The 13,518-nt window shown below is 71.5% G+C and carries 11 protein-coding genes; 5 read left to right on the forward strand and 6 right to left on the reverse strand.

What is annotated here, in order from left to right; translation table 11 throughout:
• Window positions 1–92: 92 nt before the first annotated feature.
• The 3 genes from ACZ67Q_RS06020 to ACZ67Q_RS06030 all read right to left on the reverse strand — a co-directional run bounded on the left by ACZ67Q_RS06020 (window position 93) and on the right by ACZ67Q_RS06030 (window position 4,157).
• Window positions 93–644 (reverse strand): NADPH-dependent FMN reductase, encoded by a 552-nt coding sequence (locus tag ACZ67Q_RS06020; RefSeq protein ID WP_471176979.1) that lies wholly within the window; start codon window positions 642–644, stop codon window positions 93–95.
• Window positions 645–756: 112 nt separating this feature from the next.
• Complete coding sequence (locus ACZ67Q_RS06025) at window positions 757–2,394, reverse strand: M4 family metallopeptidase (protein WP_471176982.1); 1,638 nt, start codon at window positions 2,392–2,394, stop codon at window positions 757–759.
• 473 nt (window positions 2,395–2,867) lie between these two features.
• Entirely contained in the window at window positions 2,868–4,157 is a 1,290-nt protein-coding gene (locus ACZ67Q_RS06030; RefSeq protein ID WP_471176984.1) for a PAS domain-containing protein, read from the reverse strand.
• 223 nt (window positions 4,158–4,380) lie between these two features.
• On the opposite strand from ACZ67Q_RS06030, the gene ACZ67Q_RS06035 reads away from it, so the two are divergent.
• From ACZ67Q_RS06035 to ACZ67Q_RS06050, 4 genes are all read left to right on the forward strand, one after another.
• Window positions 4,381–5,748 (forward strand): ATP-grasp domain-containing protein, encoded by a 1,368-nt coding sequence (locus tag ACZ67Q_RS06035; RefSeq protein ID WP_471176987.1) that lies wholly within the window; start codon window positions 4,381–4,383, stop codon window positions 5,746–5,748.
• Window positions 5,745–7,757 carry a PEP/pyruvate-binding domain-containing protein gene (locus ACZ67Q_RS06040; protein WP_471176989.1) on the forward strand — a complete coding sequence of 671 codons (2,013 nt, stop codon included), beginning with the start codon at window positions 5,745–5,747 and terminating at the stop codon, window positions 7,755–7,757. The genes ACZ67Q_RS06035 and ACZ67Q_RS06040 overlap by 4 nt, the downstream gene beginning before the upstream one ends.
• 8 nt (window positions 7,758–7,765) lie before the next feature.
• Window positions 7,766–9,190, forward strand: coding sequence for an MFS transporter (locus ACZ67Q_RS06045; protein WP_471176991.1), 1,425 nt, complete (start codon window positions 7,766–7,768; stop codon window positions 9,188–9,190).
• A 67-nt stretch (window positions 9,191–9,257) separates the two neighbouring features.
• Window positions 9,258–10,094: an endonuclease/exonuclease/phosphatase family protein gene (locus tag ACZ67Q_RS06050; protein WP_471177723.1), complete on the forward strand. Its 837-nt coding sequence runs from the start codon at window positions 9,258–9,260 to the stop codon at window positions 10,092–10,094.
• A 14-nt stretch (window positions 10,095–10,108) separates the two neighbouring features.
• Here the strand turns inward: ACZ67Q_RS06050 and ACZ67Q_RS06055 are convergent, their stop codons facing one another.
• Together ACZ67Q_RS06055 and ACZ67Q_RS06060 are read right to left on the reverse strand one after the other, a co-directional pair.
• Window positions 10,109–10,480 carry a hypothetical protein gene (locus ACZ67Q_RS06055; RefSeq protein WP_471176994.1) on the reverse strand — a complete coding sequence of 124 codons (372 nt, stop codon included), beginning with the start codon at window positions 10,478–10,480 and terminating at the stop codon, window positions 10,109–10,111.
• A 26-nt stretch (window positions 10,481–10,506) separates the two neighbouring features.
• On the reverse strand, window positions 10,507–11,727 hold the full coding sequence (locus ACZ67Q_RS06060) for a DUF2235 domain-containing protein (protein ID WP_471176997.1): 1,221 nt from the start codon (window positions 11,725–11,727) through the stop codon (window positions 10,507–10,509).
• A 293-nt stretch (window positions 11,728–12,020) separates the two neighbouring features.
• Here ACZ67Q_RS06060 and ACZ67Q_RS06065 point away from each other — a divergent pair, with 293 nt between their 5' ends.
• Window positions 12,021–12,752, forward strand: a complete 732-nt coding sequence (locus tag ACZ67Q_RS06065) for a dienelactone hydrolase family protein (protein WP_471177000.1) — start codon at window positions 12,021–12,023, stop codon at window positions 12,750–12,752.
• 69 nt (window positions 12,753–12,821) lie between these two features.
• On the opposite strand, the gene ACZ67Q_RS06070 is transcribed toward ACZ67Q_RS06065, so the two are convergent.
• Complete coding sequence (locus ACZ67Q_RS06070; protein ID WP_471177003.1) at window positions 12,822–13,463, reverse strand: TetR/AcrR family transcriptional regulator; 642 nt, start codon at window positions 13,461–13,463, stop codon at window positions 12,822–12,824.
• Window positions 13,464–13,518: the final 55 nt, after the last annotated feature.

Raw genomic sequence — 13,518 nt, forward strand, 5'->3', positions numbered from 1 at the left:
TGGCAACAGCGGGCCGTCGGATCCGGACCTCACCCGCAGATGTCCTCGTCACCCACCACGAATCGCTCGTCAGGGCCGCGCCGTCCGTCCCGTCACGGTGCCCCCGCGCCGGAGGTCGCCAGCAGGCGCAGCACGTCGGCGAGCGCCTCGCGGACTCTCGGGTCGCTGATCACGCCGCTCTCGCCGACCGTGCTGCGGTCCACCGGGATCCTGACGCAGGCGGGCTCCACGACATGGGCGCCGGTGTAGCCCAGTACCGTCCGCAGCGTGGCCTGCGCGCCCTCTCCGCGGCCGGGGGCGGCGGCGTTGACCCAGGCGGCCGGCTTGTCGCAGATCTCCGTTCCGCCGACGGTCCAGTCGAGCAGGTTCTTGAACGAACCCGGCAGTGTGCCCGCGTACTCGGGCGTGCACACGAGGATCCCGGCAGCCTCGTCGATCGCCGCACGCAGTTCGGCCACCGGCGTGGGCAAGGGGTCGGTGTCGTCGTCGGGGTCGAAGTGCGGCAGCCGGGCCAGACCGTCGTACAGGACGGCACGCACGTCGACGGACGGCGCCACGTCCTGCGCGGTGCGCAACACGGTCTCGTTGGTGGAACCTTTTCGCAGGCTCCCCGACAGCAGCAGAATCACCGGTGGTGCGGACATCAGCCCAAGCTACCGTCTCTCCTCGGGCTTTGGCCAAGGACAGCCAGGCCGCCGCCGACGCGGGGGCGGCACCCGGGAGGAGCCCCGGATGCCGCCCGTCATCCGTGCGATGTCAGCTGACGTTGACGGCGGTCCAGGCCGCGGCGACCGCCTTGGACTCGGCGCTGTCGGCGCCGTAGAGATCGGCGGCCGCCGAGAGGGTGCCCTTGCGGGCGTCGGCGTAGTTGGTGGTCGACGTGAAGTACGTGGTCAGGGCCTTGTACCAGATCTGCAGTGCCTTGTCCCGGCCGATGCCGGTGACGGTGGAGCCGTCCTGGGTGGGGGAGTCGTAGTCGACCCCGTTGATCGTCTTCTTGCCGCTGCCCTCTGCCAGCAGGTAGAAGAAGTGGTTGGCGACGCCGGAGGAGTAGTGCACGTCCTTGCCGCCCACGGAGGAGGACCAGTAGTCGGCCGAGCCGCCGTCCTTGCTGGGCTTGTCCATGTAGCGCAGCGGGGTGCCGTTGCCGTTGATGTCGATCTTCTCGCCGATGAGGTAGTCACCGACGTCGCTGGAGTTGTTCGCCGCGAACTCCACGCCGGTGCCGAAGATGTCGGAGGTGGCCTCGTTCAGGCCGCCGGACTCACCGGAGTACTCGAGGCCGGCGGTGTTGGAGGTGACGCCGTGGCTCATCTCGTGACCGGCGACGTCGAGCGAGGTCAGCGGGTCGTTGTTGCCCTCGCCGTCGCCGTAGGTCATGCAGAAGCAGCTGTCGTCCCAGAACGCGTTCACGTACGCGTTGCCGTAGTGGACGCGCGAGTAGGCGCCCACGCCGTCGTTCTTGATGCCGTTGCGGCCGAAGGTGTTCTTGTAGAAGTCCCAGGTCTGCTGCGCGCCGTAGGCGGCGTCCGCGGCGGCGGTGGCGGCGTTCCCGGCAGTGCCGTCGCCCCAGGTGTCGTTGTCCTGGGAGAACAGCGTGCCGGTGCCCGAGGAGCCGTGGTCCAGGTTGTACGTCTTGTGGCCACCGCGCGTGGCATCCGTGAGGGTGTAGGACGAGCCGGACTGCGTGCTCGTCAGGTCGACCTTCCCGCTGTACTTGGTGTTTCCGACGCCTGTCTCGATGCCCTGGTACTGGAAGAGCTTCTTTCCGGTGGCGGCGTCGGTGATGACGTGCAACTGGTTCGGGGTGCCGTCGTCCTGGAGCCCGCTGACGACGGTCTCGTAGGCGAGGACGGGCGTGCCGGATCCGGCCCAGACCACCTTGCGCGGCGCCTGGTCCGCACGGGACTTCGGCGAGCCTGCGGCCTTCGCCAGCCCCAGCGACTGCTGTTCGGCCCGGGCGGGGGCGATGCGCGGGGCGAGCGAGGCGAGCTTCAGCGTGCTCTTCGACGCTCTGGTCACGCCCTCGGTCCTGCCGGACTTCGCGGTGTGCACGATCAGGTCGCCGCCGAGCACGGGCAGGCCGGCGTAGGTGCGCTCGTAGCGCGTGTGCACGGTGCCGTCGCCGTCCTTGACGACGTCCTTGACGACCAGCTTCTCCTGGGCGCCGAGTCCTATCGCCTTCGCGGTGCCGGCGGCCTCCGCCTGGGCCTGCTGGACGAGGGTGGTGCGGGCCGCCGCGGACAGGGCGACCGGTGCGGCGCCGGCCCGGCCCGGACCGGCGGGCTGGGCCGTGGCGGCGGTGCTGAGCGTGGTGCTCAGCAGCGCTCCGGCGGCGACAGCGGTGGCAACGGCCAGCATGGTGCGCTGGTGACGCGTGGAACGGGAGGTCACGCAGACTCCTTGGGTATGTGTGGGGGGTGGTCCGGCCGGTATGGGGCCGACCGGTTGGTTGTGGGGGGTGGTCGAAGCCGTGCCGCGGCATGACGAGACATATCTGTCATGCGCATGACATAAAGCGCGCCGGGTGACCACGTCGGTGGACGCTGACGGTACAGCCCTTCGCGTACGCAAGGGGCGACGGCGCCCGGCGAGTGCGGGCGGCGCGACTACGGTCTCCGGGCGGTGCCGAGGCTCACCGCGAGCCGCGCGGGCACACGGGTGGCGGGCAGCCGGAAGGCGGCGCGGCGCATGAAGTCTCCAAGAAGTGTGGGGGGTTGGAGAGGTGAACACGACACAACCCCAGCCGTGACGCCGCGCGCTATGCCCGACTCCAAGATCCGACAACTCTCCCACGCCTCCTTCACCGGCAGGACACACGACGGCGGTCTGGACCGTACCTTTCGCCGTGCGGCGGACATGGCCGGTCAGGCGGGGCTGCGCGGATGTGCCGCCGTGGCGGAGCGAGGGGGCCAGGAGTGCGGGGCGAGGATGCCGAGCACATAGGCGCGGGCCACCAGCGCCGGCCGGGTGGCGGCGCCCAGGAGGCGCCTGAGGCGGGCCAGATGGTAGTCGACCGTCTGCCGCGACAGCCGCAGCGCCTCGGCGATGCCGGCGTTGCTGTGCCCGGCGGCCAGCAGCGCGAGGATCCGCACCTGGGCGGCGGTCAGCGCGAGGTGCGGCTCGTGGCTCAGGCCGGGCCGTGTGACGACCGCCCACACACCCAGGTCCCGGCCCCGGGTGCGGCTGACGACGCTCAAGTGGACCCATACGCGCCGCCGGCGCCGGTCCCCGTCGACGAGTACGGCACTGGACTGCGCGCTTCTGCGCCGGCCGCCGGTGAGGTCGTCCCAGATGGCGTGCAGCGCGGCACGTTCCGGTGTCGCGGCCAGCAGGGCGTCGGCCGGCGACCCCACCAGGTCGCGCAGCCGTACGCGCAGCAGATCGGCGGCGGCGGTGCTGGCCTCCCCGACCACTCCGTCCCCGGACAGCCGCAGGCAGGGCAGACCGCTGTGGTCCCGCAGGGCGCGCAGGTCCTCCTCGGCCCGGCGCCGCTGGTCCAGCGCGTGGATGTACTCGCTGACGTCCACGTAGATGCCCGCCACGCAGCGCTGCGTGCCCCAGGCCACCGGGAAGCGGTATCCGGCCGCGTGACCGGGGGAACCGTCCGGGCGCCGGTAGACGAGCGTGTGCCGCACGGAGTGGCCGCCGGCGAGGACCTCCTCGTCGAGGGCGAGGAACCGGGCCGCGTCGTCGAGGTCGTCGAACTCGGTCAGGTGACGGCCGATCAGGCGGTCGCGCGTGGTGCCGTACAGATGGGCGTAGGCATGGTTGGCCCAGACGTAACACCCGGCGGGGTCGCGCACGAACACCGCCGCCGGGCTCAGGTCGGCGAACGACGCGTACGCTCCCGTACCCGCCGCCGCACCGCCCACCTCCACCGCGACTCCACGGCTGGGGCGGTGCCGCTCGCCGCCGCCCGGGGCCCACCAGTTGACGTCGAAGGTGCGGCCTTCGAACCGAGCCTGGCGCGCGCCGTCGTCGCACCTGGCCGACGGGCCGCCGAGGTCGGCCCGCAGCGCTTGCAGAAAGCGGCGGACGGTGCGCGCGTCGGCGAAGGCGCCGCCCCCGCTCTCGACCAGTCGCGAGCCGCCGTCGGTCTCCCACCAGGACACCGGCAGGGTTGCGAGCAGCGTTTTGAGATCGGCGTCGTCCACGGCTCAACTCCTTCAATCTTCGACCAATGTCACCGTGTGTGACACCTCATGCGTGTCCCGCAGGTGGCCTGACGCAACCTGATCGAGGACGACAACGCCCCCGCCCACTCAGGCATTTGCCTGAGACGTCCGTGCTCACCACGGCGAGCGACGGGAAACCGGACTGCTTCGCTGGAAGAGACCGCGAAGCAAGGTCCCTCAGAGCAGAAGGAGTTGGAGTCCCGTGGCGAAGGTGCTGTACGTGCATGCCAAGGGCGGGCCCCCGGTCGGGTACGCCCTGCCCAGGGTGGCCGCGAGGTCCGAGGTGCACCTGCTGGCACTCAGCGAACTGCCCGCAGGCCGTGCGCTCGAAGGGCACTGTGCCTCGGTCGTCGCGCGCGGCGCAGCAGGGGAGGAGGATCTCGTAGACGTCATCACCTCCCGTGCCCGCGAGGTCGGCGCGGACGCGGTCGTCACCTTCTCGGAGTACGCGGTGGTCGCGGTCGCCGAGGCCTCGCGCCGGCTCGGACTGCGGGGCGCCGGACCTGCCGCGGCCCTCGCCCGGGACAAGCGCCTCATGCGCGCCGCCTGGGAGCGCCGCGGCATCCCGCAACCCCGTTTCCGGCCCGTCGCCACCGCGCAGCAACTCGCGTCAGCCACAGAGGATTTACAGTGCCCGCTGCTGCTGAAGGCGGCCTGGAGCGCCGGATCGACCGCGCACCAGATCATCGCCACCCCCGCGGACGCCCCCGCGGCGTGGGCCCGTTCGTACGCCGTGATGACGGAGTCGGCGCGCCTGGGCTACGCCGAGCTGCATGTCGCGGGCGCCGGTGAGGACTTCATCGTGGAGGAGATCGTCAGCGGCTGCGCCGAGGAATGGTTCGAGGGACCGGGCTGGGGCGACTACGTCAGCGTCGAGGGGGTGGTGGTCGAGGGGGACTTCCGGCCCGTCTGCCTGAGCGGCCGGATGCCGACCGTGGCACCCTTCACCGAACGTGCCGGCATCACCCCGGCCGCCGTTGCGACCGACCCGCAGGCACGGATCGTGGACCTGGCCCGGCAGTCCGTGGCGGCGCTCGGCCTCGAGAACTGCGGCACCCACACCGAGATCAAGCTCGGTGCCCACGGCCGCATGTGGGTGATCGAGACGGCGGCGCGCTTCGGTGGCGCGATGACCGTGCCCCAGATCGAAGAGGTCTTCGGTCTCGACCTGATCGCCATGTTCACGGAGCAGTTGCTCGGCCGCTCGCCCGACTGGCCGTCCGAGGCACTGACCCCCGCGGACGCTAAGGGCGCGGCCGGATCGCTGGTCGTCCTCGCCGTGGACGGCTCGGGCGACCCGTGGCGCCACCGGCACGTGTGGGACTCCGCCTCGGTGGTGCGGTCCGCGCCGCTGAGCACGGGCAGCACGCTGTGCGTCGTGGGGGAGAGCTCGCTGCCGGACGGCACCATCGTCCCGGTCTACGACCCGGCCGCGGGCGCCAACACCATGGCCGGGCTGTGCCTGCTGTCCGCCGACCGGCCGCAGACCGTCGTCCGCGACTTCACCGCCCTCGTGGACGCCCTGCCGGACATCCTGCCCGTGCACGCCGCGCAGGAGGTGCGGGCATGACCTTCACACGGGAGAGGGCCGACGCGGCCGAGGCCGGCGTGGACCGCACCGTCGTCGGCGCCAACCTGTCGCTGCCGCTGTTCCGCACCCTGTCCGGGGTCCTCGCCGGACACCCGTACCTCAAGGTGGTGGTGGACCGGGCCGAGCGCACCTGGCACCTGCTCGACACCCGGGCACACCCCTTCCACGTCAACTACATCGCCACCCGCATCCTCGGCATGACCCTCGACGAACTCGACGCCCGGCTCGACGCGTTCAACGCCTCCGTGTACACCGACCCGGAACGCCGGTTCCTGCTGGGCGTGCTCTCCCTGCACACCGACCGCGCGGAGGACGGCTCCGAGTGCCCCTTCCTGGTGCTGGAGACCACCGAGGCGGACACCATGCACGGCCCCTTGCTGGAGGAGTTCCACCTCTATGTGCGAAGCCGGGTCGACGGACGGCTGCCGCTGCTGCTCAAGCCCGCCAACCACGGCCAGGAACTGGAACTCGCCTCGATCAGCGAGGCACACGTCCCGCGCATCCTCAGCCACACGCTGTTCGGCAACCGGACGCGCACCTGCCTGAACCCCGGCGAGACCGAGGGACGCCTGCGGCACTTCCGCACCCCGGCCGAGTACGAGGCAGCCGCCGCGGACCTCGGCTGGTCGGACATCGTCGCGATGCCCCGCCTGCCCGACGACGTGCCCAGGGTCGCCGGCTTCATCAACACCGCCCCCATCACTCCGCTCTCCCACACCAACGTGCTGGCCTCGGGATGGGGGATCCCCAACGCGATCGTCCGCGACCTCGACGCCCTCGCGCGGCGCGACGGCCTGGACGGCGCCTGGGTGCGCTACCGGGTGAGCGAGGACTCCGTCACCCTGGAGCCGCTCGCCGCCCCACCGGAGCTGAAGAAGCCCGCCTGGCACCAGCAGCGCATCCGCATCGAGACCCCGCTGCTTCAGGAGGCCCCCGTCCTGGCCCTGCACCGGCTGCGCCGCACCGACCGCGACAGCTACGGCACCAAGGCCGCCAACCTCGGAGAACTCCACCACGTCCTGGACAGCCGTACCGCCGACCTGACGGCGTTCTACGCCCGCCCGCGCCCGCCGCGCCGCGACCTCCTCGGCCATCTGGGCGCCCGGCTCGGCGAGCACGAGGCATCACGGGAACTCTTGCGAGCCGCCGCGGCCCGATGCGTGGCGGAGACGGTCCGCGCCCCCGAGGGCGTGGCGCTGCCGTTCCGCCTGCACCACCTGTTCCTCACCTCCTCACCCGCGCTCCAGCAAGGCATCGGCAAGCTGAAGATGGCGCTGGAACTCGAGGCGTTCGACGTCGTGGACCCGCTGTGCCTGCACCTCCAGCAGCTGGTGCGCGCCACACCCATGCCCGAGGAGGTGACCCGGGCGATCACGGCGTCCGTGCCCACGCTGCTGGACGGCGGCCACCGCATGGTGGTCCGCTCCTCCTCCAACGCCGAGGACCTGCCGGGCTTCTCCGCCGCCGGGATCTACGACTCGGTGACCACCGTCCGCGGAGCGGACCAGCTCATGGACGCCGTACGGCAGGTGTGGGCGTCGCTGCTGTCACCGCGCAGTGTGCGCCTGCGGCATCAGGTCGGCATCTCCCTGGACGACACCTACATGGGCGTGATCGTCCAGGAGTACCTGCCCGCGAGCCTCGGGGGAGTGCTGGTGACCTGCAACCCGACCCGGCGTGAGGACTTCCGCACCGTGTACGTGAACTGCACGCCGGGCTCGCCCGAGCGGGTGGTGGACGGCACGGTGCTGCCGCACCAGTACCTCTACAACACCGTCGAGGGCGGCGGACGCACCCTCGACGTCGGCACCTCGGGTCAGGACCTGCCCCCGCGGACCCGGGAGGCGCTGGCCCGACTGGCCCTCACCGGACGCCTGTTGCAGTCCCACTTCAGTGCGGACGACCCCGACGACGCCCTGGACATCGAGTGGCTGATGACCGACGAAGGGGCGTTCCGGCTGGTCCAGATCCGCCCGTACGCCCGGTGAGCGGCCGTATGCGCCACTCGGCCGCACGCCACAACCGCCGCGCCGAGCGGGCCGCCTCCCCGGCGGCCCGCCGGATCATCCGCCTGAACAACGGCTTCCAGCTGCTGTTCAACCTGCTGTGGTGGATGCCCGTCTTCTACGCGTACCAGCGCGACGCCGGTCTGTCCGACGGCCAGATCTTCGGCATCCAGAGCATCTACTACATCGCGTTCTGCCTGTTCGAGATACCGACCGGGGTGGTCGCCGACCGCATCGGCGCCCGCAACTGCCTGCGCGCGGGCGCGGTCGTCATGACGGCAGCGAACCTGGCACCCGTCCTGGCCCCGTCGTACACCGGCTTCCTCGTGCACTTCCTCGCCATCGCGGCCGGGCGCTCGCTCGCGTCGGGCGCCGCGAGCGCCTATCTCTACGACGGGCTGCGCGCCGAGGGGGCCGAGGCGCACTACCTGCGGGCCGAGGGCACCGCGCGATCGCTCGGTCTTGCCGCCAAGGTCGTCTGCTGGCCGCTCGTCGGCCCGCTGATGGCGCTGGCCACGCCGGCCCCGTACGTGCTCAGCGCGGCCGGCGCCGCCGGATCACTGGCGTGCGCCCTGGCGCTGCCCCGCCTCGCACCGCGCCCGGCCGACACCGGGCCGGGCGGACGCGGACGCCGTGGCGGCACCCTTCTGCGCGACACGGGCGCCGCACTACGGGCGCTGCGGCTCTCCCCGTGGCTGCCGCTGCTCATGGTGCAGGGTGTGGCGGTGTTCACGCTCTCGCGCATCTGCCAGGTGAACCTCTTCCAGCCCGTTCTCCTGCACCACGGGATCGGGGAGAGCACCCACGGCAGTGTGCTCGCGGCCATGACGGTGGCCGAAGCGGTGGCCTCGGCGCGCCCGCAGTGGCTGAGCCGCCGGCTGACGGCGGCCCAGTGGGTGTCCCTGCTGAGCGTGGCGCTCGCCGCCGTCCTGGCGTGCACCACCCTCGGCGGGCCCTGGCTCGTGGTGGCGTCGCTGTGCGCGTTCGCCGCGATCACCGGGTTCGTCTACCCGGTGCAGCGCAAACTCGTCAACGACGCCATCCCGGCGGACGCGCCGCGCGCCACGCTGCTGTCCGTGGAGAGCATCGTGGACCGCGGGGTGTGCGCCCTGGCCGCGGTCGCCGTGGGCGCCTACCTCGCGGCCGGCCGGCTCGACGCGCTGCTGTGGCAGAGCGCCGCGGTCACCTGTGTCCTGATACCGGTCCTGCACGTGGCGCTGCGCCGGGCGCGCCGGGCGGCACCACCCACGCGACGCGAGCTCGACGCCCCGGTCGGCGCGACAGAGGGCCACGGGGAGGGCTCCCCGGCGCGCCCCGCCCGAGAGCCGGAGGAGCCCGTGGCCCTGCCCGTCGACGAGTGCGCCGCGCAGCCGCCGTCGGGGCTCTCCCCGGGGGCTGCGACCCGGGGCCGCTGACGACTGCGTCCCCTACCCTCGTACACGAAGGACGCCGGACGGCGTGGGCATCCACTGCGGGGAGGCGATGGTGCTCGGTAGGGGCGCGCGTCTGCTCGCGGGCGCGGTGATCGTGGCGTGCTCGGCGCTCGTGGGTCCCAGCGCGCCCGTCGGGTCGGTGCCCGTCGCCGTCGCCAGGGACGTCGTACCGAACCGTGTCATGACCTGGAACCTCTGCAACCCGTGCAAGGTGAGGAACGTCGACCGGGCCGCGGAGATCGCCGCATACGCGCCCCAGGTCGTCGGGCTGCAAGAAGCTTGCGTGCGCGACGTCGAGAGGATCAGGGCCGATCTCCGGCGCTACTACGGGCTGCACTACCAGGTCGAGTACGGCTCGGTCCTGCGTAACTGGGGCCGCTGCGGGGGAGCGCCGTGGAGCCCGGGAGCCTTCGGGCAGGCGCTCCTCTCGGCGGCCCCGATGACCGACGTCGTCAGGGTGAGATACCCCGACGGCGGATCCGAGAACCGTGGCTACATGGCGGTCACCACCACCGTGGACGGCCAGCCCGTCCGGGTGTTCAACACGCACCTCGCCCAACGGCGTCAGGAGACGGTCCGGGCGGAACAGACCCGCGTGCTCGCCGCGGCCGTCGCCCGGCACGACCGCGCGATCGTCCTCGGTGACTTCAACGCCGTGCCGGCAGCCCCGGAGCTCCGTGCGATGTGGGCGCTGGCAGCGGACGCGGACCCCGGATGTCACCCCTTGCCCACCGGCAACTGCGAGCCGACCACCGACTGGCAGAGCACGTTCGACTACGTCTTCCTGCGCGGCCTCGTCCCACTCGGGCACCGGGTGCGCCCCACCCCGTACTCCGACCACCACCTGCTGCTCGCCGACCTACGGCGCACCGGTCCTCACCCCTGACCGAACACCGGGCGTCAGGTGTCCCCGTCGGTGCCGAACACCGCTGCGAGGTGACGGCCGAGGCGTGTGGTCCCGGGCTGCTCAAGCCGGGCGCCGAGGTATCCGTCCGGGCGTACCACGAGGGCCGTCGGCTCCTGCGCGCCGACGGCGTACCGCGAGGCGAACTCGCCACGCCGGTCCCGGTAAGCGGGGGCCGGGACGGGGACGCCGTCGAGTGGCTCGCCCGCCGGGAACACCGCGCACACGTCCACCAGCCCACCGGACTTCGGCCGCGCCTCCCCCACCAGCTCCTCGTACGAGGCGACGCCACCGGTGCCGTACGACGACGGCGGCCCGTACAGCAGCAGTACCGTGCCGCGGTCGCGCAGGACGTCGTAGAGGCGCATCGGGTAGGCGGCGATCGGGCCCCCGCTCAGTTGGTGCGGTCGGCCCCGGGGGAGGGCGAGGGCGACGACGAGGATGAGGGCGACGACGAGGGCGCGGCGGGCGGCATCGGCGGCAGGCCGGCCGCGAGGTCCGGCAGCAGGACGGGCTCGAGCCGGACCCGCTCCTGAGCAGTCAGGTACCGCCTCAGCTCCGGCGGACGGTAACCCGGGTCGCGGTCGTAGCGCTCCTTGGCAGGGACCGCCAGGAACTCGTTCCCGTCGGGCTCGTTCTTGTCGTTCACGGCGCTGCCCAGGGGGCGGTGGTAGTCCTTGGCCAGCAGATACAAACCCTTGCGGGACTCGTGCAGCGGACCCGAACCGTTCGGCTCGACCCGGAAGCCGACACTCTCCTGCGGCCTCATCACCCTCGGCCCGGACGCGCCGAGCGTGTCGTCGTCGAACTCCAGCCCGTACCGCCGGGCCTGGTCGACCATCCACACCAGAGTGACGTCGGACAGCCCCGTCTCCTTGTACCCGCCGCCGACATCGAGGTGCACCCCGGCGAACCAGACCTGCTTCAACTCCTGCCCCTGCCGGGCGGCGTCGGACTGCTGGTGCCAGAGCGTCGGCCGGAACGCCGAGCGCCTCTCATCGATGGCCAGCGCGTGGAACGCCCCGTTGATCCAGCCGCTCAGCTCGGTGTCGTGGAACGCCCAGCGGTGGTTGAACCGGTTCACCGCCGGCTGGAGCGGAGCGGCATCCGGCACGGGGATGCCGAGCGCACCGACGGTGTCCCACACCCCGATGAAGCGGATCCGCGTCTCGCGCGCGTACGAGCGGCGGAACAACGTGCATGCCGCGCCGTTCGGTTGCTCGGCCCGGTTGCGGTACAGGGACCACGCCTCCTGCATCCGGTCGGCGTGTTCCCGGCGCAGGATGCCACTGTTGCGCACCAGTCCGGCGAGGCTGCGCGCGGTGAACGCGCCCCGGCTGAACCCGAAGAGAAACAGTTCGTCGTCGGGCTCGTACGTCTCGACGAGGAACCGGTAGGCGTCCTCGACGTTCCGCGACAGCCCCACGCCGAAGGCCCCGCCCCGCAGCCGTTCCGACCGCTGCGTGCCGACGCCGCTGTGGTAGTAGATCCGCTGCTCCTTCCCGGAGGCGGACCCCTGGCGCACGGAAAGCGCGACCTTGGCCACGTTCGTCTTGCTGGGCTGATCGGCGAAGTTCCATGTGCCGTCACAGCAGACGACCAGACGTTTGGCCATGACCATCCCTCCTCGCGAGAGCGTGGAGTGGCGGATAGCACCACTTCCATGCTTCCACCACCCGGCGGGTCGCGCCAACGGGAAGGGGCCGCCACCGGAGACGGCCCGCCGCGTCGTCGGCCGACCGCACCGCGAGGACCGGTGTCGGCACCACCGTGATACGTTCGCTGCCGCCGTGCGCCGCAGCGAACCGAGGAGGTGAGACCGATCAACACTCATGACAGGTCGGGCCTCCCTTCTCCCGCATGGCTCGGGGAGTGCCCGTAGAGGCATCCCGAAAGGTTTGCATCGCTGTGCGTTTCACCTCTGAGACGTCCTTCGACGGCGTCCGCGAACAGCTCTTCGTCCTCGGTGACATTCCCGGTGCGCTGTGGACGCCGGACGCTGCGGCCGGACCTCGTCCCCTCATCGTGCTGGGACACGGCGGTGGTCAGCACAAGAAGGCTCCCGACGTCGTCGAACTCGCACGTCGCTTCGTCACCGAGTGCGCTTTCGCCGCAGTGGCGGTCGACGTGCCCGGCCATGGCGACCGGCCGGTGGACGAGGAGTACAACCGGATCGCGTCCGAGAACCAGGCGCGTGCGGAAGCCGGTGCGGACCTGGCGCCGCTGATCGCAGGCTTCCAGGCACTGGTGGCCCGCCGGACCGTTCCCGAGTGGCAGGCGGTGCTGGACGCGGTGCAGCAGCTCGGCCACGTCGGCACCGGTCCGGTGGGCTACTGGGGGGTTTCGCTGGGGTGTGGCCTCGGCGTGCCGTTTGTCGCCGCCGAACCCCGGGTCCGTGCCGCCGTGTTGGGACTTGGCGGGGTGCTGGGCAAGGCCGAGCACGCCGCCCGGATCACCGTGCCCGTCGAGTTCTTGGTGCAGTGGGACGACGAGCGCGTGCCACGGGATCAGGGCCTGGCTCTGTTCGACGCGTTGGCGTCGGTCGACAAGACGCTCCACGCCAACCCCGGCAAGCACGGGGACCTCCCGGCATTCGAGCTCGACAGCACGGTGAGGTTCTTCTCCCGGCACCTCGCCTGATCCCCAAACCGGCGCCTGCGGGAACCAAGTCCCCGCAGGCGCCGGAAGTACGAAGGCCGGCAGGAGTGTTCAGGCCGCTTGCAGGAGATCGTCCACGGTGCGGCGCACCTTGATGATGACGTCTTCGTCTCCCAGGCGCAGAGCAGTGTTGGCCGCGCAGAGCGCCGAATCGATCCGGAAGACCGCGAGGTCGACGTCGAGTTCCGCGATCTCGTGGGATGCGACGGCGGTGCGCAGTTCCTCGCCGATGGTGTCGAGCCATTCCTGCTGATGGCGAAGAAGGGCGTCGCGGATGCTTCCCGGCTTGCTGTCGAACCGGGCGATGTTCGCGACGCGGAAGCAGCCGCCCTCGAACAGCGGTGTCGTCGCGTACTCGATCCAGTGCTCGATCAGCGAGCGCAGCCGGTCGAGGCCGGGAGCCGCTTCCCTCGCCGGGCGGACGACCGCGTCGATGAACATGGCGCGCGCGTAGTCGATGGTCGCGAGCTGCAGTACTTCCTTGGACCTGAAGAGGGTCTGGATACCCGCCTTGCTCATGCCCGTGTCGGTGGCGAGACGTCCGAAGCTGACGTCGTCGAGTCCGTCGAGGGAGGCGATGTCGACGGCGCGCCGCAGGGCCGTCTCGCGCGTCCGCGCCCCTTTGAGCAGGCGCTTGTCGGTGATCGACACGGTGTCCGCCCCGGTGACGAACGTGCGTGCCCCAGTGTCCATACGGTCGATCGTACCTCTTGTGCGTGGTGCGGGAGGGAAGGTGATGCGGCAGGGA

This window comes from Streptomyces sp. NPDC036813, from assembly GCF_055609245.1.

What these genes read in the sequence shown, in the direction of transcription:
- ACZ67Q_RS06020 (WP_471176979.1), bottom strand. Translation starts at nt 644, where the DNA reads ATGTCCGCACCACCGGTGATTCTGCTGCTGTCGGGGAGCCTGCGAAAA.
- ACZ67Q_RS06040 (WP_471176989.1), top strand. Translation starts at nt 5,745, where the DNA reads ATGACCTTCACACGGGAGAGGGCCGACGCGGCCGAGGCCGGCGTGGAC.
- ACZ67Q_RS06045 (WP_471176991.1), top strand. Translation starts at nt 7,766, where the DNA reads ATGCGCCACTCGGCCGCACGCCACAACCGCCGCGCCGAGCGGGCCGCC.
- ACZ67Q_RS06050 (WP_471177723.1), top strand. Translation starts at nt 9,258, where the DNA reads ATGGTGCTCGGTAGGGGCGCGCGTCTGCTCGCGGGCGCGGTGATCGTG.
- ACZ67Q_RS06055 (WP_471176994.1), bottom strand. Translation starts at nt 10,480, where the DNA reads ATGCGCCTCTACGACGTCCTGCGCGACCGCGGCACGGTACTGCTGCTG.
- ACZ67Q_RS06060 (WP_471176997.1), bottom strand. Translation starts at nt 11,727, where the DNA reads ATGGCCAAACGTCTGGTCGTCTGCTGTGACGGCACATGGAACTTCGCC.
- ACZ67Q_RS06070 (WP_471177003.1), bottom strand. Translation starts at nt 13,463, where the DNA reads ATGGACACTGGGGCACGCACGTTCGTCACCGGGGCGGACACCGTGTCG.